The sequence below is a fragment of the Enterococcus sp. DIV1937 genome, assembly GCF_050535975.1.
In the GTDB taxonomy this organism is placed as follows: domain Bacteria; phylum Bacillota; class Bacilli; order Lactobacillales; family Enterococcaceae; genus Enterococcus; species Enterococcus faecalis.
The window spans coordinates 165,320-185,581 of the sequence record NZ_CP172909.1; the positions used below are offsets into that span (position 1 = coordinate 165,320).

At 40.2% G+C, this 20,262-nt stretch carries 20 protein-coding genes; 16 read left to right on the plus strand and 4 right to left on the minus strand.

Features of this window, described 5'->3' with window-relative positions; genetic code table 11:
* Positions 1–15 precede the first annotated feature (15 nt).
* From IGL13_RS00745 to deoD, 12 genes are all read left to right on the plus strand, one after another.
* On the plus strand, positions 16–1,317 hold the full coding sequence (locus tag IGL13_RS00745; protein WP_002356165.1) for a pyrimidine-nucleoside phosphorylase: 1,302 nt from the start codon (positions 16–18) through the stop codon (positions 1,315–1,317).
* A 27-nt stretch (positions 1,318–1,344) separates the two neighbouring features.
* Positions 1,345–2,007 carry a deoxyribose-phosphate aldolase gene (gene deoC / locus IGL13_RS00750; RefSeq protein ID WP_002378711.1) on the plus strand — a complete coding sequence of 221 codons (663 nt, stop codon included), beginning with the start codon at positions 1,345–1,347 and terminating at the stop codon, positions 2,005–2,007.
* Positions 1,976–2,440, plus strand: coding sequence for a cytidine deaminase (locus tag IGL13_RS00755; protein ID WP_002387503.1), 465 nt, complete (start codon positions 1,976–1,978; stop codon positions 2,438–2,440). The genes deoC and IGL13_RS00755 overlap by 32 nt, the downstream gene beginning before the upstream one ends.
* 95 nt (positions 2,441–2,535) lie before the next feature.
* On the plus strand, positions 2,536–3,609 hold the full coding sequence (locus IGL13_RS00760) for a BMP family lipoprotein (RefSeq protein WP_002356168.1): 1,074 nt from the start codon (positions 2,536–2,538) through the stop codon (positions 3,607–3,609).
* Positions 3,610–3,662: 53 nt separating this feature from the next.
* Positions 3,663–4,748 carry a BMP family lipoprotein gene (locus IGL13_RS00765; RefSeq protein ID WP_002356169.1) on the plus strand — a complete coding sequence of 362 codons (1,086 nt, stop codon included), beginning with the start codon at positions 3,663–3,665 and terminating at the stop codon, positions 4,746–4,748.
* Between the two features lie 205 nt (positions 4,749–4,953).
* Entirely contained in the window at positions 4,954–6,522 is a 1,569-nt protein-coding gene (locus IGL13_RS00770; RefSeq protein ID WP_002381361.1) for an ABC transporter ATP-binding protein, read from the plus strand.
* Positions 6,515–7,648, plus strand: a complete 1,134-nt coding sequence (locus IGL13_RS00775; RefSeq protein ID WP_002356171.1) for an ABC transporter permease — start codon at positions 6,515–6,517, stop codon at positions 7,646–7,648. The genes IGL13_RS00770 and IGL13_RS00775 overlap by 8 nt, the downstream gene beginning before the upstream one ends.
* Positions 7,648–8,601: an ABC transporter permease gene (locus IGL13_RS00780; RefSeq protein WP_002356172.1), complete on the plus strand. Its 954-nt coding sequence runs from the start codon at positions 7,648–7,650 to the stop codon at positions 8,599–8,601. Before IGL13_RS00775 ends, IGL13_RS00780 begins: the two co-directional genes overlap by 1 nt.
* A 275-nt stretch (positions 8,602–8,876) precedes the next feature.
* Positions 8,877–9,470 carry a TMEM175 family protein gene (locus IGL13_RS00785; RefSeq protein WP_002371759.1) on the plus strand — a complete coding sequence of 198 codons (594 nt, stop codon included), beginning with the start codon at positions 8,877–8,879 and terminating at the stop codon, positions 9,468–9,470.
* 301 nt (positions 9,471–9,771) lie between these two features.
* Positions 9,772–10,938, plus strand: coding sequence for a phosphopentomutase (gene deoB / locus IGL13_RS00790; protein WP_002378712.1), 1,167 nt, complete (start codon positions 9,772–9,774; stop codon positions 10,936–10,938).
* Positions 10,939–10,954: 16 nt separating this feature from the next.
* A complete protein-coding gene (locus IGL13_RS00795; RefSeq protein WP_002356180.1) occupies positions 10,955–11,773 on the plus strand; it encodes a purine-nucleoside phosphorylase in 819 nt (272 codons plus the stop codon).
* Positions 11,774–11,790: 17 nt separating this feature from the next.
* On the plus strand, positions 11,791–12,498 hold the full coding sequence (gene deoD / locus IGL13_RS00800; protein ID WP_002356181.1) for a purine-nucleoside phosphorylase: 708 nt from the start codon (positions 11,791–11,793) through the stop codon (positions 12,496–12,498).
* Positions 12,499–12,536: 38 nt separating this feature from the next.
* On the opposite strand, the gene IGL13_RS00805 is transcribed toward deoD, so the two are convergent.
* Positions 12,537–13,475 (minus strand): iron-hydroxamate ABC transporter substrate-binding protein, encoded by a 939-nt coding sequence (locus IGL13_RS00805; protein ID WP_002361532.1) that lies wholly within the window; start codon positions 13,473–13,475, stop codon positions 12,537–12,539.
* 230 nt (positions 13,476–13,705) lie between these two features.
* On the opposite strand from IGL13_RS00805, the gene IGL13_RS00810 reads away from it, so the two are divergent.
* The 4 genes from IGL13_RS00810 to IGL13_RS00825 all read left to right on the plus strand — a co-directional run bounded on the left by IGL13_RS00810 (position 13,706) and on the right by IGL13_RS00825 (position 17,836).
* The gene (locus tag IGL13_RS00810) at positions 13,706–14,512 is read left to right on the plus strand and encodes an ABC transporter ATP-binding protein (RefSeq protein ID WP_002356183.1); all 807 of its coding nucleotides are present in this window, start codon (positions 13,706–13,708) and stop codon (positions 14,510–14,512) included.
* The gene (locus IGL13_RS00815) at positions 14,509–15,519 is read left to right on the plus strand and encodes a FecCD family ABC transporter permease (RefSeq protein WP_002367634.1); all 1,011 of its coding nucleotides are present in this window, start codon (positions 14,509–14,511) and stop codon (positions 15,517–15,519) included. Before IGL13_RS00810 ends, IGL13_RS00815 begins: the two co-directional genes overlap by 4 nt.
* Positions 15,516–16,520, plus strand: a complete 1,005-nt coding sequence (locus IGL13_RS00820) for a FecCD family ABC transporter permease (protein ID WP_002378713.1) — start codon at positions 15,516–15,518, stop codon at positions 16,518–16,520. Before IGL13_RS00815 ends, IGL13_RS00820 begins: the two co-directional genes overlap by 4 nt.
* Before the next feature lie 128 nt (positions 16,521–16,648).
* Positions 16,649–17,836: an iron-containing alcohol dehydrogenase gene (locus IGL13_RS00825; RefSeq protein ID WP_002356186.1), complete on the plus strand. Its 1,188-nt coding sequence runs from the start codon at positions 16,649–16,651 to the stop codon at positions 17,834–17,836.
* Positions 17,837–17,892: 56 nt separating this feature from the next.
* Here IGL13_RS00825 and gpmA read toward each other — a convergent pair whose 3' ends face one another.
* The 3 genes from gpmA to rpiA all read right to left on the minus strand — a co-directional run bounded on the left by gpmA (position 17,893) and on the right by rpiA (position 20,051).
* Positions 17,893–18,579 (minus strand): 2,3-diphosphoglycerate-dependent phosphoglycerate mutase, encoded by a 687-nt coding sequence (gpmA, locus tag IGL13_RS00830; protein ID WP_002359343.1) that lies wholly within the window; start codon positions 18,577–18,579, stop codon positions 17,893–17,895.
* Between the two features lie 174 nt (positions 18,580–18,753).
* On the minus strand, positions 18,754–19,329 hold the full coding sequence (locus IGL13_RS00835; protein ID WP_002356188.1) for a recombinase family protein: 576 nt from the start codon (positions 19,327–19,329) through the stop codon (positions 18,754–18,756).
* 41 nt (positions 19,330–19,370) lie between these two features.
* A complete protein-coding gene (gene rpiA, locus IGL13_RS00840) occupies positions 19,371–20,051 on the minus strand; it encodes a ribose-5-phosphate isomerase RpiA (protein WP_002363468.1) in 681 nt (226 codons plus the stop codon).
* Between the last annotated feature and the right edge of the window lie 211 nt (positions 20,052–20,262).

Here is a 20,262-nt window from a genome sequence, read left to right on the forward strand (position 1 = left end):
GGAGGGAACGAATTCATGAGAATGGTAGACATTATTGAAAAGAAACGTGACGGGCATCAACTAACAAGCGAAGAAATTCAATTTATTATCAACGGATACACAGATGGTTCAATTCCAGATTATCAGGTAAGTGCCTTTTTAATGGCTGTTTTTTACCAAGATATGACAGACGAAGAAATTACACAAATGACGTTAGCAATGGTCCATTCAGGCGAAATTGTGGATCTTTCTTCTATAGAAGGAATCAAAGTCGACAAGCATTCTACAGGTGGCGTAGGCGACACTACGACGCTTATTTTAGCGCCATTAGTTGCTAGTGTCGGGGTCAATGTAGCAAAAATGTCTGGTCGTGGCTTAGGCTACACAGGCGGTACGTTGGATAAATTAGAAGCGATTCCTGGTTTTAAAGTTGAATTGACAGAAGAACGTTTTATTCAATTGGTGAACGATACAAAAGTGGCAGTGATTGGTCAGTCAGGTGATCTAGCACCAGCAGACAAAAAACTTTATGCGTTACGTGATGTGACCGCCACTGTTGACTCAATTCCATTAATTGCAAGTTCCATTATGAGTAAAAAAATTGCCGCAGGGGCAGATGCGATTGTCTTAGACGTGACTACTGGTGAAGGGGCCTTTATGAAAGACCTAGCAAGTGCTCGTCGATTAGCGGAAACAATGGTTCGCATTGGGAAACTGGCAAATCGCCAAACGATGGCAGTAATTTCAGACATGTCACAACCTTTAGGGGAGGCCATCGGAAATAGTTTAGAAATCGTTGAAGCAATCGAGACCTTGCAAGGAAATGGACCAGAAGATTTAGTGGAGATGTGCTATGTCTTAGGAAGTCAGATGGTCGTTTTAGCTAAAAAAGCCGAGACGTTAGACGAAGCACGGGCTTTATTGGAAGAAGCATTAACAAGCGGTCGAGCGCTCGCGAAATTTAAAGAAATGATTGAAAATCAAGGCGGCGACAGTTCCGTTGTTGACCAGCCAGAAAAATTATTAACCGCAACTTATCAATTTGATTTACCTGCCAAAGAAACAGGCGTGGTACAAAAAATCGTTGCCAATGAAATTGGCGTTGCCGCAATGTTGCTGGGCGCTGGTCGGGCTACGAAAGAAGATACGATTGATTTTGCAGTTGGCTTGAAACTTCACAAAAAAGTAGGGAGCCCAGTTGAAAAAGGCGAATCATTACTAACCATTTATGCCAATCGTGAAGACGTGACAGAAGTCGAACAATTGCTTTATAAAAACATTGAAATTGGACCAACCGGCGAAGAGCCTATTTTGATTCACGATATCATTACGGAATAAAACAAAAAGAAAAGAGGAATTCTCATCATGGAATTAAACCGCATGATTGACCACACTATTTTGAAACCAGAAGCGACAGAAGCCGCTGTCCAAAAAATTATTGACGAAGCTAAGGAGTACAACTTTTTCTCTGTATGTATCAATCCTTGTTGGGTCGCTTTTGCTAGCGAGCAATTAGCAGATACCGACGTCGCTGTCTGTACCGTTATTGGCTTTCCTTTGGGGGCGAATACACCAGAAGTTAAAGCATACGAAGCAGCTGATGCGATTAAAAATGGTGCGAATGAAGTGGATATGGTGATTAATATTGGTGCATTAAAATCACAACAATACGATCACGTACGTCAAGACATTCAAGGCATAGTAGATGCAGCCAAAGGAAAAGCGTTAGTCAAAGTGATTATTGAAACAGCCTTATTAACAGACGAAGAAAAAGTTAAAGCTTGTGAATTAGCCAAAGAAGCAGGTGCCGATTTCGTTAAAACATCTACTGGCTTCTCAACAGGCGGCGCTAAAGTAGCAGACATTCGTTTAATGCGTGAGACAGTTGGTCCTGACATGGGCGTTAAGGCTTCTGGTGGCGTGCATAATGCAGAAGAAGCGTTAGCAATGATTGAAGCTGGGGCAACACGCATCGGTGCAAGTACGGGTGTAGCAATTGTTTCTGGCGCAACTGGCGAAGGGTATTAATTCGTATTTCAAATTAAACGAAGGTGTGGCGAAAAAGATGACAGTAAAACAAGAATGGCTTGATTGTGCCGTAGAAGCATTGGCACACGCCTATGTACCGTATTCTAACTTTCCTGTGGGCGCTTGCTTAGTGACTGCAGACGGGAAAATGTATCAAGGAGTCAACATTGAAAATGCCTCCTTTGGTTTAACAAATTGTGCAGAAAGAACGGCGATTTTTAAAGCCATTTCAGAAGATGAACGGACCTTCCAACATTTAGTTGTAGCAGGTAATACAGAGGCACCCATTTCTCCATGTGGCGCTTGTCGTCAAGTAATGGCTGAATTCTTTGATCCACAAATGCCGGTCACGCTAGTTGGTAAAGATGGCGCGACTAAAACAATGACAGTTGAGGCATTATTGCCCTATTCATTTACAGATAAAGATTTTTAAAAAAAGGACATAAGGTTTCGTTGGGCTCAAAGTAGATTTCAATAGCATAAATGCGAATGAAATAATAGATAAAATAGTAGGGGGCTTTTCGGAAAGTGAAACAAGCAAAATTTTTAGGTCTAGGATTGGCAGCAGTTGCCTTAACCATTGGGTTAGCTGCATGTGGTGGCAATAGCAAAAAGAACGCCAACACAAAAGGTGATCCACAACATAGTGTCGTAATGGTCACAGATACAGCCGGCATTGATGACAAATCTTTTAACCAATCTGCGTGGGAAGGAATGCAAGAGTGGGGCAAAGAGCACAAACTTCCAGAAGGACCTCAAGGGTATGCGTATATTCAATCAAATGAAGCATCTGATTATACATCAAACATTGACCAAGCCATTTCAAGTCAATTTAAAACGATTTTTGGCATTGGGTATTTACTAAAAAATGCAGTAGTAGATGCAGCGGACGCCAACCCAGAAACGAATTTCGTTCTAATCGACGATACAGTTAATGGGAAAAACAACGTCGCTTCTGCAACATTTAGAGATAATGAATCTGCGTATTTAGCAGGTGTGGCAGCAGCTAACACTACGAAAACCAACAAAGTAGGATTTATCGGCGGGGTTGAAGGACCCGTTATTGGCCGTTTCCAAGCTGGTTTTGAAAAAGGTGTAGCAGACGCTGGCAAAAAATTAGGCAAAGATATTCAAATTACGTCTACTTATGCAGGGACATTTGCAGACGCTTCAAAAGGACGGGCCTTAGCTTCTTCTATGTATCAAGCAGGTGCCGACATTATTTATCACGCAGCGGCGACTACAGGACAAGGAATCTTCCAAGAAGCCAAAGCGCTAAATGAAACAGGTTCAAAAGATAAAGTTTGGGTGATTGGTGTTGACCGTGACCAAAACGAAGACGGTAAATATACAACCAAAGATGGCAAGGATGATAACTTAACGTTAGCTTCAACCATTAAAGGTGTAAATATTGCTGTGAAAAAAATCTCTGATCTTGCATTAGAAGATAAATTCCCTGGCGGCGAACATTTAACTTATGGATTGAAAGATGGCGGTGTTGATTTAACAACAGAAGCCTTAAGCGATCAAGCCAAAACGGCAGTTAAAGAAGCCAAAGAACAAATCATCTCTGGTGACGTAAAAGTCCCAGACCAACCTTAGAAACAACTTAGTTGTTTAAATACATTAAACTATTTTTAGGAGGCTTTACAGAAATGAAAAAAGCAAAATTATTCGGTTTTAGTTTGATTGCATTAGGTTTATCAGTTTCACTTGCAGCATGTGGTGGTGGCAAAGGCAAAACCGCTGAAAGCGGCGGTGGCAAAGGGGATGCAGCGCATAGTGCTGTAATCATTACAGATACAGGCGGCGTGGATGACAAGTCGTTCAACCAATCTTCTTGGGAAGGATTGCAAGCTTGGGGTAAAGAACATGATTTACCAGAAGGTTCAAAAGGGTATGCATATATTCAATCGAATGATGCAGCTGACTATACAACAAATATTGACCAAGCGGTATCAAGTAAATTCAACACAATCTTTGGTATTGGCTACTTGCTAAAAGATGCAATTTCTTCTGCAGCAGATGCCAACCCTGATACAAACTTTGTTTTAATCGATGATCAAATCGATGGCAAAAAGAATGTCGTTTCTGCAACATTTAGAGATAATGAAGCAGCTTACTTAGCCGGTGTTGCTGCTGCAAACGAAACAAAAACGAACAAAGTCGGTTTTGTTGGTGGTGAAGAAGGGGTCGTAATTGACCGTTTCCAAGCTGGTTTTGAAAAAGGTGTGGCTGATGCTGCGAAAGAATTAGGTAAAGAAATTACTGTTGATACAAAATATGCGGCTTCATTTGCTGATCCTGCCAAAGGGAAAGCTTTAGCTGCTGCAATGTACCAAAACGGCGTTGATATCATCTTCCATGCTTCTGGTGCGACTGGACAAGGAGTCTTCCAAGAAGCAAAAGACTTGAATGAATCAGGTTCTGGCGACAAAGTTTGGGTAATCGGCGTTGACCGCGATCAAGATGCTGATGGCAAGTACAAAACAAAAGACGGCAAAGAAGACAACTTCACGTTAACTTCAACCCTTAAAGGTGTCGGCACAGCAGTTCAAGATATTGCCAACCGTGCGTTAGAAGACAAATTCCCTGGTGGCGAACATTTAGTTTATGGATTAAAAGATGGTGGCGTTGACTTAACAGACGGCTATTTAAACGACAAAACAAAAGAAGCTGTTAAAACAGCAAAAGATAAAGTAATCTCAGGTGACGTAAAAGTCCCAGAAAAACCAGAATAATTTAAGCTCCTAAATGAAAAAAGAAGGGCTCATTATTGTTCCTTCTAAAAATGAAGTGGTCCTTGGCAGCGACGGCTGCCAAGGAAACCCTTTATGATGTTTGGATTTTTAACTAAATAGTTGAGGTTCTTCAACTACTTAGTTAAGGGTCAAAATTACCCTCTAAAGTATTGCCAATATAATTTTGTTAGGAAGTGAATAGACCTTGTCTCAAGAAGAAAACGTAATTGAGATGCGTAAAATCACCAAAGAATTTGGGACGTTCAAAGCCAACGACCAAATTGATTTACAAGTAAAACCTGGTGAAATCCACGCACTGCTAGGTGAAAATGGTGCAGGCAAGTCGACCTTGATGAATATCTTATCAGGGCTATTGGAACCGACCTCAGGTGAGATTTATATGAATGGCGAAAAAGTCAACATTACAAGTCCTACTGCAGCCAATCGTTTAGGAATCGGAATGGTCCATCAGCATTTTATGTTAGTTGAAGCCTTTACTGTGACTGAAAATATTATCTTAGGTAGTGAACCTACCCATGGCGGTATTTTAGACCGGAAAAAAGCGAAAAAAGAGATTGAAGAAGTGTCTAAGCAATACGGGTTGGATGTAAATCCCAATGCCTATATTCGCGATATTTCTGTGGGTATGCAACAACGGGTTGAAATTTTAAAGACCTTATATCGTGGTGCGAACGTTTTAATTTTTGACGAACCAACCGCAGTATTAACGCCACAAGAAATTGATGAATTAATGATTATTTTGAAAGAACTAACCGATGAAGGCAAATCGATCATTTTAATTACACATAAGTTAGATGAAATTAAAAAAGTGGCGGACCGTTGTACGGTTATTCGCCGGGGGCAAAGTATTGGCACCGTCAATGTGAAAGACGTTTCTTCGCAACAGTTAGCCGATATGATGGTGGGTCGTTCTGTTTCCTTCAAAACAGAGAAAAAACCAGCGCAACCGAAAGAAACAATTTTATCAATTAAAGATTTAGTAGTGAAAGAAAGCCGCGGCTTAGATGCAGTGAAAAATCTTAGCTTAGATGTCCGAGCAGGGGAAGTTGTTGGGATTGCGGGGATTGATGGCAATGGACAAACAGAATTAATCCAAGCCTTAGCAGGATTAACCAAAGTCGAAAACGGGTCCATTCATTTGAATGAAAAAGAGATTACTAATCGCAAACCTCGGGAAATTACGGAAATGGGTGTCGCCCACGTTCCTGAAGACCGACATAAATATGGCTTGGTATTAGAGATGACATTGGCTGAAAATATTGGCCTACAAACGTATTACCAAAAACCATACAGTTCAACAGGTATTTTAAACTATCGAATGATTAACAAACACGCCCGTGAATTAATTGAAGAATACGATGTACGGACTCCTAATGAATTAGTACCAGCTCGGGCGCTTTCAGGTGGGAATCAGCAAAAAGCAATTATTGCCCGAGAAGTGGACCGCGATCCAGATTTGTTGATTGTTTCTCAACCAACACGCGGTTTAGATGTCGGAGCTATTGAATACATTCATCGTCGACTAATTGAACAAAGAGATAAAAATAAAGCTGTTTTATTAGTAAGTTTTGAATTAGACGAAATTTTGAACGTTTCTGATCGTATCGCTGTTATTCATGCGGGGGAAATTGTCGGAATTGTTGATCCGAAAGAAACGACAGAAAATGAATTGGGCTTGTTAATGGCTGGCTACTCATTGGAAGAAGCCCGTGCTGAGTTATCAAAAGTAGAGGCAGGTGAAACTGTTGAATAATCGTTCTGAAAAAATAAGAAATATTTTAGTCCCTGTGTTATCTGTTATTATGGGTTTCCTCTTAGGGGCAATTATTATGGTTATCTTTGGCTATGACCCAGTGGCTGGGTATCAAGCGATGTTTGAAACAGCTTTCCAAGGAAAGAAAAGTATTGGTGAGATTTTTGTCACCGCAGCTCCGTTGATTTTTACCGCTTTAGGATTCTCGGTGGCAAATTCGGCTGGATTCTTTAATATCGGGCTTTCAGGACAAGCCTTATGTGGTTGGGTGGCTAGTATTTGGGTCGCTTTATCCATGCCTGATGCACCCCGGATGATTGCGTTGCCGGTGGCGATTATTGTTGGCGCAGTTGCAGGAGCTTTAGCAGCAGCCATTCCAGGTTTCTTGCGTGCCTATTTTGGGACGAGTGAAGTTATTGTTACGATTATGTTGAATTATATTTTATTGTACACAGGAAATCATATTGCTAATAATGTCATGAAACCAAGTATTATGGCGAACAAAGGGATCACCAAAATGATTGGTGCGAATGCATCATTACGCTCACCGTTTTTAACAAGTATCAGTGATGGCTCTCGTTTGAACATCGGCATTTTCTTGGCCTTCATTTTCCTTATTCTTGTGTGGTTCTTGATGAAAAAAACAACGCTTGGTTTTGAAATTCGGTCGGTGGGGTTAAACCCATTTGCTTCTGAATATGCTGGAATGAGCAGCAAGCGAACAATTATTTTATCTATGATGATTTCAGGAACGCTGGCTGGTTTAGGTGGTGCGGTCCAAGGATTGGGGACTTTCCAAAACTTCTTTATTCAAAACACATCGTTGAGCATTGGGTTCGATGGTATGGCCGTGTCTCTATTAGGAGCAGGTAGCTCAATCGGGATTTTACTTTCCGCATTACTGTTTGGAATGTTAAAACTTGGTGGACAAGGAATGCCGTTGATAGCTGGTGTACCAACCGAATTAGTTGATGTTGTTATTGCAGCGATTATTTTCTTTGTGGGAATTAGTTATTTAATTCGTTTCTTGTTAGCAAAAGCGTCTGGTAGTAAAAAAGAAGTAGCGATTGTAGAAACAATTGAAGCGGCGCCAGACAAAAACAATCAAGAGGGGGGAGACATCTAATGGATTTAGCAACAATTTCCTCAATCATCACGCAAACATTAGTGTATGCAACTCCGCTCATCTTGACAGCATTAGGCGGAACGTTCTCAGAACGAAGTGGTGTGGTTAACGTTGGTTTGGAAGGTATTATGGTAATGGGCGCTTTCAGTTCGGTCGTTTTTAACTTGACGTTTGCTGATACATTTGGCGCGGCGACACCATGGATTGCTTGTTTAGTAGGAGGCGTTGTTGGGATTGTCTTTTCTCTCTTACATGCCGTTGCAACTATTAACTTACGAGCAGATCATATTATCAGTGGTACTGTCATTAACTTGATGGCACCGGCGCTAGGGGTTTTCCTAGTAAAAGTTATTTATCAAAAAGGACAAACAGATATGATTACACAATCATTTGGCTATTTTTCTTTCCCAGGATTGTCAAAAATTCCAGTGATTGGTGAACTATTCTTTGCAAAAACCTCTTTGCCAGCTTTCGTAGCAATTTTGATTGCGATTTTAGCTTGGTTTGTCATTTATAAAACACGTTTTGGCTTACGGTTACGTTCTGTGGGGGAACATCCACAAGCGGCAGATACATTGGGAATTAATGTCTACTTAATGCGTTATTCTGGCGTCTTGCTATCCGGCTTCTTAGGCGGTATGGGCGGAGCTGTCTTTGCTCAAAGTATTGCGGGTCGTTTTGGGATTACCACAATTGCAGGACAAGGGTTTATTTCAATGGCCGCAATGATCTTTGGTAAATGGAATCCACTTGGGGCAATGGGCGCAGCCTTATTCTTTGGTTTTGCACAAAACTTGAGTATTGCTGGGGAAAACCTACCAATTATTTCAGAAATTCCAAAAGTTTATCTACAAGCAGCACCATACGTATTGACCATTTTAGTCCTAGTTGTGTTCTTCGGAAAATCATCGGGACCAAAAGCGAACGGGAAAAATTACGTCAAAACGAAATAAGAAAAGAAATAGGCCCTCCGTCAAAGCGACGGGGGGCCATTTCTTTTCTTAGGATAATCAGTTGAACACAAGCGACATTAGGCACTGCTTCACTGCAAAAAAGCGAGTTGATAAAGGAGACTTAACTTTTTTCCTTTGGCTGTTTTTTACAATTCGAAGGAAGTGTCGAAATTTTGAAAAAAACCAAACAGCTCTAGCAGCTTTTTTTCAAAAATCGTTGGTTTTTCTGCTATACTTTTGTTTGTAGTAAGCATAGGAAAAGTGGAGGACGTTCAATGAATAAAACACGTGTAGAAGCATTTAGTGATGCAGTCATTGCCATCATCATGACCATCATGATTTTAGAAATTAAAACCCCTCAAGTGGGTGTTTTGGCAGGTTTGATAGAAAATATCCCATATTTTTTATCGTTTATTGTCAGTTTTATTTTTATCTGTATCGCATGGTACAATCATCATTACATAATGTCCGTAACTCATTGGTTTTCTAAAAAAGCGTTTTGGGCAAATAATTTTTGGTTATTCTCCATGGCCTTCATTCCGGTAGCAACTGCTTGGGTGAGTGAATTTTGGTGGATGCGGGCACCCGTTTATTTTTATCTTGTTGTGTATACGATTTGGGATTTTGCCTACTTCTTGCTAACAAGGATCATTTATGAAGACAATGTAGTGAAAGATCCACAAGGTGCAGCTAAGTTAAGAAAATCGAAATCTTATAGTAAGGCAACAAAAATCATTCATCTTTGTCTTTTCGCAATCGGATATATCGGCATTTATTTTTATCCGCCCATTGGCATTGGTGTGATTTTATCAGAAGCGGTTATCTGGTATTTAAATGTGCCAAAAGAGGGAGACCGCTTGGAGTGTTAAAAGTTTTGATTGTATAAAGAGTCGTGTTCTTTTTAAGGAGCAGGCTATTCGAAAAAAACAATAAAAAAGTTTCCTAATTACGGTGGGAGACTTTTTTTCTTTCAGTTTTTAAGCCCTGCTAAAATCGAAGGAATCATTGAAAATTTTAATGCTCTTTCAGGCAATAATAGCGGATTCATGGTATAATTGAAGAGCTGAGAATAAATAGATTATTCTGTTTGATTCTCGAGACTATTTAAAAGGCTAGCGTAAAATAATTGTCATTCTTGACGTATTTACGACCTTAGAGGAGGAAGCAAGTGTGTTTAAACGTGTTCATTTAATCGTACTAGATTCAGTCGGTATTGGTGAAGCACCAGATGCTGAAAAATTTGGAGATGTCGGCAGTGATACACTAGGTCATATTGCCAAAGAAGCGGGACTAACCATTCCTCATTTAGAAAAACTTGGATTGGGAACTATTGCTCCTTTAACAGGTGTCAAAGCAGAGGCAGACCACGATGGCTATGCCACCAAATTAGAAGAAATTTCTGTTGGAAAAGATACTATGACCGGTCACTGGGAAATTATGGGCTTGAACATCAAAAAACCTTTTCGGGTATTCCCAAACGGCTTTCCTGAAGAATTACTGAAACAAATTGAAGATTTTTCTGGGCGAAAAGTTGTTTGTAACAAACCATATAGCGGGACAGCAGTCATTGATGATTACGGCGAACATCAAATGAAAACAGGGGATTTAATCGTTTATACTTCAGCGGACCCTGTTTTACAAATTGCGGCGCATGAAGACATTATTCCATTAGAAGAATTGTATAAAATTTGTCAATATGTTCGTGACATTACGAAAGACGAACCTTATATGATTGGTCGGATTATCGCTCGCCCGTATGTTGGTGAACCAGGTAATTTCACTCGAACCAGTAACCGTCATGACTATGCTCTAGATCCTTTTGGCCATACTGTTTTAGATTCGTTGAAAGAAAACGGCAATGATGTGATCGCTGTTGGGAAAATTAACGACATCTTTAATGGACAAGGAATTACTGAAGCTATCCGCACGAAGAGCAATATGGATGGGGTGGATCAATTATTAACGGTCATGAACAAAGATTTCACAGGTTTAAGTTTTACTAACTTAGTGGATTTCGATGCGCTGTATGGCCACCGTCGTGATGTGAAGGGCTATGCAAAAGCCATCGAAGATTTTGATGGTCGTTTGCCAGAGATTATGGCAGCTATGGCCGAAGATGATTTGCTTTTAATTACAGCAGATCACGGGAATGACCCAACTTTCCCAGGAACAGACCACACACGTGAATATGTGCCTTTATTGGCTTATAGTAAAAAAATGACAAAACAAGGCAGCTTGCCACAAGGATTTTATTCAGATATTTCAGCAACGATTGCTGAAAACTTTGAAGTTCCTGCAACGGAAAACGGTCAAAGCTTTTTAAATCAATTACAATAATTCGAGGAGGCAACACATGACAACGTTAACGAACCATTTAAACGAAACAACTGAGTTTTTGAAAGAAAAAGGGGTGCAACAAGCAGACTTCGGTCTAATCTTAGGTTCAGGGTTAGGTGAATTAGCTAATGAAATAACCGATGCGATTGCTATTCCTTTCTCTGAAATTCCCCATTTTTCTGTTTCAACAGTCGTTGGACATGCTGGACAATTAGTTTACGGAACGCTTTCTGGAAAAAAAGTTTTGGCGATGCAAGGACGTTTTCATTATTATGAAGGACATTCGATGCAAACGGTCACTTATCCCGTTCGTGTGATGGCTGCTTTAGGCATTCATTCAATGATTGTAACCAACGCAGCTGGTGGCGTAAATGAAACATATACACCGGGGAATTTGATGTTAATCAATGACCACATTAATTTTACAGGCGATAATCCGTTAATTGGTGAAAATGATGAAGAAATCGGGCCGCGTTTTCCAGATATGAGTCATGCTTACACGCAAGAATATCGGGAAGTGGCAAAAAAAGTGGCTGCGGAACAAAATATTGACTTAAAAGAAGGCGTGTATATGGGCTTTTCTGGCCCGACATATGAAACGCCTGCAGAAATTCGGATGTCACGGACGATGGGTGCAGATGCAGTTGGCATGTCAACTGTTTCGGAGGTCATTGTAGCTGTGCATAGTGGCATGAAAGTACTAGGCATCTCTTGTATTACGAATTTAGCAGCTGGTATGCAAAGTAGCTTAAATCATGCAGAAGTAGTTGAAACAACTGAACGCGTTAAAGGACAATTCAAAGAGTTAGTGAAAGCAACACTAGCAGCTTTATAAAAAAGGAGTAAACCAGAATGAGTGTGCATATCGAAGCAAAACCAGGTGAAATTGCCGATAAAATTTTACTACCAGGGGATCCCCTCCGAGCAAAATATATTGCGGAAACTTTTTTAGAGAATCCTGTCTGCTATAATCAAGTTCGTGGGATGTTAGGTTACACAGGAACGTATAAGGGACAGCGTGTTTCGGTCCAAGGAACAGGGATGGGGATGCCTTCAGCAGGTATTTATGCCCATGAGTTAATTAACTCTTACAATGTGAAGAAGTTAATTCGTGTTGGTACGTGTGGTTCTATTTCAGAAAAAGTCAACGTTCGTGAATTAGTTATCGCACAAGCAGCAGCGACACCTTCTTCCGCGATTCGCAATGATTTTCCTAAATATGATTTTCCACAAATTGCGAGCTTTGATCTTTTACTCAAATCTTACGAAATTGCTAAAGCAAAAGGCTTTACTACCCATGTTGGTAACGTATTGTCAGATGATGTTTTTTACAAAGATAGCTTAGATGATGTCTTTCGTTTAGGTCGATACGGGGTATTAGCGATTGAAATGGAAGCGGCAATGTTATATTATTTAGCAGCAAAATTTGATGTAGAAGCATTGGCGATTATGACGGTGAGTGATAGCTTGGTGACAGGCGAAGAAACAACGGCAGAAGAACGCCAAACGACGTTTAATGAAATGATTGAAGTTGGTTTAGAAACGGCAATTGCTAATTAAAAAAATGCTTGGATGAAAACAATCATCCAAGCATTTTTTTAATTTAAGAGCGCTTTTTTTACATCTTCAACAATTTGAGTATTCGCAATAGGTCCGTTGTATAACCAACTACTTTTTTTATCATAGGTATGAACTTGGTTATTTTTCACAGCAGGTAAGTTCTTCCAAATTGCTTCTTGGAAAAGAGGTGCTGATTCATCGCTGTTTACAAGGAAAATGTGGTCTGCGTCAAGCTCAGCTAATTTTTCTAAAGAAACTTGATTCCAATCCGCAGTAGCGTTTTTAGAAATTTCTTCCACTAATTTTGGAACTTGGAGGCCTAAGTCCTGATAGAGCACGGTTCCGCTTGAGCGATTATCGCTAACCATAAAGACTTGGTTGTTGGTTACCCATAAGACTGCCGCAGATTTGCCAGCATCCTTTTTGCCGAGGTCTTCTTGGACGCCTTTGGTTAAGGTATCATAATCTTCTAACACTTTTTTCGCTTGTTCTTTTTTATCTAAAACAGTGGCAATATCTTCCAATTGATCACGCCAGGTGACATTTTCGCCGTTTTTGACTACATAAGTTGGCGCAATTTTACTGTATTCTTTGTATTTACCGCCTTCAACTAGAGCAGATGAACTGATTAATAATAAGTCAGGTTCAAATTTTAGAACCGCTTCATATGGCAAGTCATAGGAAATAGTGGGGACATCTTTCAATTCTTTCGCTAAATAATCTTGAATGCTGCCTTGTCCAACTGTCCATTGTGCCACTGGTTTTTCTCCTAATGCAACTAGATAATCTTCTAAATAACTCGCAATAATCCGTTTGGGTTTCGCGGGGACGGTTACTTTATTGCCTAAGGTATCTGTTACTTCATGTGTTTTGTCAGCGTTGTTGGCTTCTTTATTCGTATTACCACAAGCTGCGAGTAAGAATGAACCAAGAAGAAGGGTTGTACCAATTAGGACCGTCTTTTTTAAAAGTTTCATTGTGTAACTCCTTTATTTTTAGTTGATAACGATTCTCATTATCAGTTAAAAACGACCGTTTGTCAATCATCGCTTGCTTTTTTGAGCAAATAAGTTGCATTTTTTAGATAATTCGTTTTTTTGATTGGAAGAAACATTGCTTTTTAAGGAAGGGTCTTTTATAATCAAGGAACAATGAGTGAGAACGATTCTCAATAAATGTAAAATAACGACAGAAAAATTAAAGAGGAATGGTTATGAATTATTTAGAGGCAGAGGACTTAACTACAGGATATGGTCGTCAAGTGATTAGTGAAGCGCTGAACTGTTCATTTGAAGCGGGAACTATTACAAGTATTATTGGACCAAATGGTTGTGGCAAATCGACCTTGTTAAAAACACTTGCGCGTATTTTGCCAGCTGAGAAAGGCAAGGTGTTCATTAAGAACCAAGAACTTCAACATTTTTCTTCAAAAGAAGTGGCGCAAGAACTAGCGATCTTATCACAAACGCCAGAAAATACAATCGATTTATCTGTTTTTGACCTCGTCTCTTTCGGGCGGTATCCATATCAATCGGGCTGGAAAAGTGTCACCACAGAAGATCAAGAGTACATACAATGGGCATTAGAATTAACAGGCTTAACTGAATTAGCTAGAGAGTCTGTGGCGATTTTATCAGGTGGACAACGTCAACGGGTTTGGATTGCTATGGCGCTAGTGCAGGATACAGATATTTTAATTTTAGATGAACCGACCACCTATTTGGATCCAGCGCATCAGCTAGAAATTTTAAATGTGTTAAAACGAATTAATCAAGAACATCAGAAAACTATCGTGATGACGATTCATGATATTAATTTAGCTTCTCGTTTTTCTGATCGCGTGATTGCGATGAAAGAGGGAAAGATTATCAATGAGGGAACACCGCAAGAAGTGATTACTGTTACTGGCTTAGCAGATGTTTTCGCTATTCAAGCAGAAATTAGTTATCATAGTCAGACACAGCGGCCACTAGTGCTTTCTTATGAGTTGATGGAAATGGAGCTGGATGGATGAAAGGCATAAGCGGATTTTATAGACACCAATGGCAAGTGTTGCTTGTCTGTCTTTTTTTGCTACTGGGGACAATGCTTCTGTCGCTGATGTTTGGTGCGACGTCGGTTTCGATTCAAACGATTATTGAATCATTTACGCACTTCGATGCGACCAATCAAGCGCATCAAGTCATCCAAACGGTTCGGTTGCCGCGGATTTTAGGGGCCGCTTTTGTGGGGGCAAGTTTAGCGGTGAGTGGGGCGTTAGCGCAAGGGATTACGCAAAACCCATTGGCAGATTCTGGCTTGCTGGGTATCAATGCTGGGGCTGGCTTGGGCTTAGCGCTTGTTTTTGCTTTCCTCCCTCAGGCAAGTTATTGGTGGCTTTTAGTTGTTTCTTTTCTTGGTGCCGGCGTGAGTGTGGCACTGATTTATTATCTTTCTAATCATTCAATTCGAGGAGCAAGCCCCATGCGTCTGACCTTAGTGGGAGCTGGTATTAGTGCCCTTTTTTTATCATTTAGTCAATTCTTAGCCATTCAGTTCAATTTGAGTCAAGAGTTAACGTTTTGGTTTCTTGGCGGTGTCAGCGTTATTTCTTGGGCACAATTAAAAATAGTCGTCCCTATCTTTCTGGGCGCATTTGCATTAGCAATTCTGATTAGTCCGTCGGTGACTATTTTACGGTTTGGCGATGATGCAACAATTGGTTTGGGGCGAAATCCGCAGCGTATTCGGTTGTTTGCCAGTATAACGATTTTGCTTTTATCAGGATTGTCTGTGGCGCTAGTTGGCTCGGTCAGTTTTGTTGGTTTGGTGGTGCCTCATGTGATGCGAACAGTTTCTGGAGAAAATTACCGGCGCTTGATTCCGTTCTCAGCGTTAGGCGGTGCGCTCCTCGTTTTGGTGGCAGATTTAATCGCTCGAATGGTGAATCCGCCTTTTGAAACACCATTTGGGATTATCACGGCCTTAATTGGCATCCCATTCTTTCTTTATTTATTTCGTAAAGGAGGGCAACTAGGATGACACAGAAAAAAGTGTCCCGTTGGGTGGCTATCTTAATAGTTGGGATTATCCTAACGGCTTGTATCAGTTTAACGCAAGGGGAATTATCTGTTTCCGTCATGGATTTAAAAGCCCTTCTTTTGGGACAGGGAAGTCAGGCCAAACAACTGTTAGTTTGGGATTTTCGGTTACCACGGATTGTGCTTGCGGTCCTAGCGGGCGCAGCTTTAGGCTTAAGCGGCGCTATTCTTCAAGGGATTACTCGGAATCCGTTAGCAGATACTGGGATTTTAGGCATTAATGCGGGTGCGGGTTTGGCAGTGATTTTGTTTATTAGTTTTGTTGAGACGACAAGTATCACGACGTTTGCACTTCCGCTCGTGGCCTTAGTTGGCGGCTTGCTAGCGGCTGTTGGGATTTTGGTAATTGCGTATCATCATCGTTTAGGATTGACGCCAGTTCGAATGGTCTTAGCGGGTATCATTTTGAGTACGGGTATTTCAGCACTCACCTTATTAATTACATCAAAAATTGACACTGAAAAGTACCGTTTTGTTACAATGTGGCAAGCAGGCAGTATCTGGGGCAGTAATTGGTTCTTTGTGGGCGCTTTGTTGCCTTGGCTAGTCATCGGGTTCTTTTTTGCGATGAAGCGTCATCGTCTGTTGGATATTTTTCAATTGGGGGACGAAACAGCTATTTCTGTAGGTATTGCTGTGAAAAAAGAACGAATCGTTTCGTTGCTGTTAGCGGTGATGTTGGCGGCATCAGCGATTTCCGTTACAGGGGGAATTAATTTTTTAGGTTTACTTGCGCCACATATTGCTCGCAAATGTGGTTTTACGCAACAAAAACAGGTATTGCCATTGGCGGCGTTGTTTGGGAGTTTACTTTTATTGGTTAGTGATACGATTGGTCGGCTATTGCCTGGCAATGGAGAAATGCCTGCAGGGATTATTGTTGCGATCATCGGTGCGCCTTATTTTCTTTATTTGTTAATCAAAACAAGCGATTCGTTATAAAAAAGAATCAAAAGCTGGGTCAATCGGTCGTTGTGAAAGCAACTGTCATTTGCTCGGCTTTTTTATTGGCGGATTTTTGAAAAAATAGTATGATAAATGCGTAAGAGGATTGAATGGAGGATGAAAGAATGGAAAACTTTAATTTTTATGTACCAACAGACATCCGTTTTGGGAAAGATCGTTTAGACGAATTACCTGCTGTGTTAGATCAATTTGGCAAAAATGTCTTACTTGTTTATGGTGGCGGTAGTATCAAACGTAATGGCTTGTACCAACAAATTACTGATTTGGCCCAAAAAAACGGGCATACACTGATTGAGTTGAGCGGTGTCGAACCAAACCCGCGCATTGAAACCGTTAGAAAAGGAATTGAGTTGTGTAAAGAAAACCAAGTCGATGTTATTTTAGCAGTTGGCGGTGGTTCAACCATTGACTGTTCCAAAGCAATAGCTGCGGGCTTTTATTCGGAAGAAGATATCTGGACAGTCATTGCAGCCAGAAAAGGGTATACTGGTCCTGCTTTACCAATCGTGACCATCTTGACTTTAGCAGCGACAGGTAGTGAAATGAACGCAGGTGCTGTCATTTCTAACTTAGAAACCAATCAAAAGTTAGGCTTTGGTGGTCCGAATATGATTCCAAAAGTTTCGTTCTTGGATCCAACGAATACTTTTACGGTTCCTCAAAATCAAACAGCAGCTGGCTCAGCGGATATTTTCAGTCATTTGATTGAAAACTATTTTAGTATTTCGACAGGCACAGACGTCCAAGATTTTGTGTCAGAAGGCTTAATGCGAACGGTTATCAAAAATTGTCCTATTGCTTTAGAAAATCCAGAAGATTATGATGCACGTGCTAATTTAATGTGGGCAAGTAGTTTAGCCTTAAATGGCTTAACAGGGCGCGGCAAACAAGGTGTTTGGTCTTGTCACCCAATGGAACATGAATTAAGTGCGTTTTATGACATTACGCATGGGATTGGCTTAGCAATTTTAACGCCTCGTTGGATGAATTACGTTTTGTCTGAACAAACCGTAGGCAAGTTTGCACAGTTTGCTCGAAATGTGTGGGGAATAGTCGAACAAGAAGAGGAAGTAGCAGCGAAAAAAGGTATTCAAGCATTGTATGATTACTTTGTGGCTTGTGGCATTCCAATGACATTACCAGAAGTTGGCATCGAAGCAGATAAATTTGAAGAAATGGCACAACAAGCTGTGGACCATAGTGCAATTGCCGAAAAGGCTTATGTACCATTGGATGCAGCGGATATAGTAGCGATTTATAAAGATTGTTTAACCGAAAGTCAATTTATTTAATCCATAAAAAAGCGGTTTGCCTTGGCAAACCGCTTTTGTTAATAAGAAACAAGTTCTTATAAGTAGTATTTTTCTTTCACAGTTAAATCATCGTTTAATTCATAAACTAATGGTTTACCTGTTGGGATTTCAAGATCCATAATATCTTCATCAGAAATGCCTTCGATGTGTTTAGCTAAAGCACGTAATGAATTACCATGAGCCGCTACTAAGACAGTTTTGTTGTCTTTTAAAGCTGGCGCAATTTCATCTTGCCAGAATGGTAATGCACGTTCCAAAGTAACTTTCAAGTTTTCGCCACCAGGAATATCGCGTTGGTCTAACATTGCATAACGACGGTCGTTTGCTGCAGAACCTTCATCTGTTGCTTCCATTAATGGAGGAAGAGTATCGTAAGAACGACGCCAGATGTGGACTTGTTCGTCTCCGTATTTTTCAGCAGTTTCTTTTTTGTTTAGTCCTTGTAATTTACCATAGTGACGTTCGTTTAAGCGCCAAGATTTGATTTGAGGTACCCATAATTGATCTGAGTATTCTAGTAAATAGTTACAAGTTTTGATGGCACGAGTTAAAACAGAAGTATAAGCAACGTCGAATTCGATGCCTGCTTCTTTAATTTTACGGCCGCCTTCTTTTGCTTCTTCAACACCTTCAGGTGCTAAATCTACGTCAGCCCATCCAGTAAATTGGTTTAAGGCATTCCATTCGCTAAGTCCATGACGAGAAAAAACTAATTTTGGCATGTATAAGCTCTCCTTTGAGTTTAGTTTTCTGAAAATAAGATTTCCACGTTTATTGTACACCGTTTTGCGCAAGATTTCCAATGGAAAATAGTAAAAAAACGTGAAAGTTGCTGAAAAATTAGAGTGAAATCGAATCAAAAAAGAAGCCCCATCTGAAGGACTTCTTTTTTATTCTTAGGAATACAGCCGCTCGACATCTGTCTCAGGTAAATTGATGTACTTATAACAAGTGCCCACCGAAACGCCGCATTTATTAGAAATAAATTGGATTGTTTCTTTGTTTTCATAATATAATGCACGGATTTTGCGGACGGTGCGTCCATCGATTTTTGGACGTCCACCTACTTTTCCGTTTTCACGAGCTTTGTGGAGCCCGACGAGTGTTCGTTCTTTAATTAGTGCACATTCCATCGCAGATAAGCTCTCCATTAATTGGAAATAGGCTTCACCTGTTGGAAGGTGAGTATCAATTCCTTCTGAAATGCTGACAAAATCAACTTGTTTTTCCTTTAGCATTTTCATAAAGTCTGTTAATTGGCGGGTTGTTTTACCTAAATGGTGCAATTTACAAACAATAAGTGTATCCCCAGCAGAAAGAAGTTTTTCGACTTCGTCTAAGACACTGATCTCCGCTTGAGGATCAAATGTCTCTTGGAAAATATCATCACAACCAAACGATTGGAGAGTGGTTAGTTGATTTTTTAAATCGTCTTCAATAATAGTTGTGCGTGCATAACCAATTCGTTTCATATATTATCCTTCCTATATAAATAATCTTTTTTCACACATTCTTAACGTGCGGGAACATGTAAGGTTTTCGGTCCATCTTCATAACCGACGATTACCATAGAAACCATATTTAAAAATAAGCCGTGTTCAACGACGCCAACCAAGTTGTCTAAATAAGAACCTAAAGCTTCTGGATCTGTAATTTTTTCTAAATGTAAATCGATGATATGGTGGCCTCCATCTGTTATCAATGTTTCGCCAGCAGCGTTTAAACGAAGTGTTGGGTGATAGCCTTTTTCTTCAAATAAATGCACTAGTTGGCGGCTGCCATAAGGAACAACCTCAACTGGAAGTGGGAAAGCCCCTAAATCGTCCACCATTTTTGATTTATCCACAATCCAAATACATTTCTTTGAATAAGTGGCCACAATTTTTTCAAAAAGTAAGGCAGCGCCACCGCCTTTGATTCCTTGAAAATCAGCGCTGATTTCATCGGCGCCATCAATCGTAAGATCCACATACGGAACCTCATCAATACTTTTTAAAGGAATGCCCAAGGCCAAGGCTTGTTTCTCTGTTTCTTTTGAAGTAGTAACCCCTACGATTGACAATCCTTCTTCTTTTACGCGACGACCAATTTCGTCTACCATAAATTTTGCTGTTGAGCCAGTACCCAAACCGACAATCATGCCGTCTTCTACATATTTTGCAGCTTCGATTCCTACCATTTGTTTCAGATTCATCGCTGTTTTCCGCCCCCTTCAATAGTCAAAGATATTGTACCGTTATTTAACTAAAAAAGATAGAAAGTTTTTGAAAAAGTCATAAAAATTTTTAAAGGAAAAGTACGTTTAAATAGAAGGAAAATCTTTTTTTCGAAAGGCGAAAGAAGAGGGTTGACAGCTGATACTTATCGTGGTATCCTAACAAAGGTGCTTTATCTACAGGTTCCTT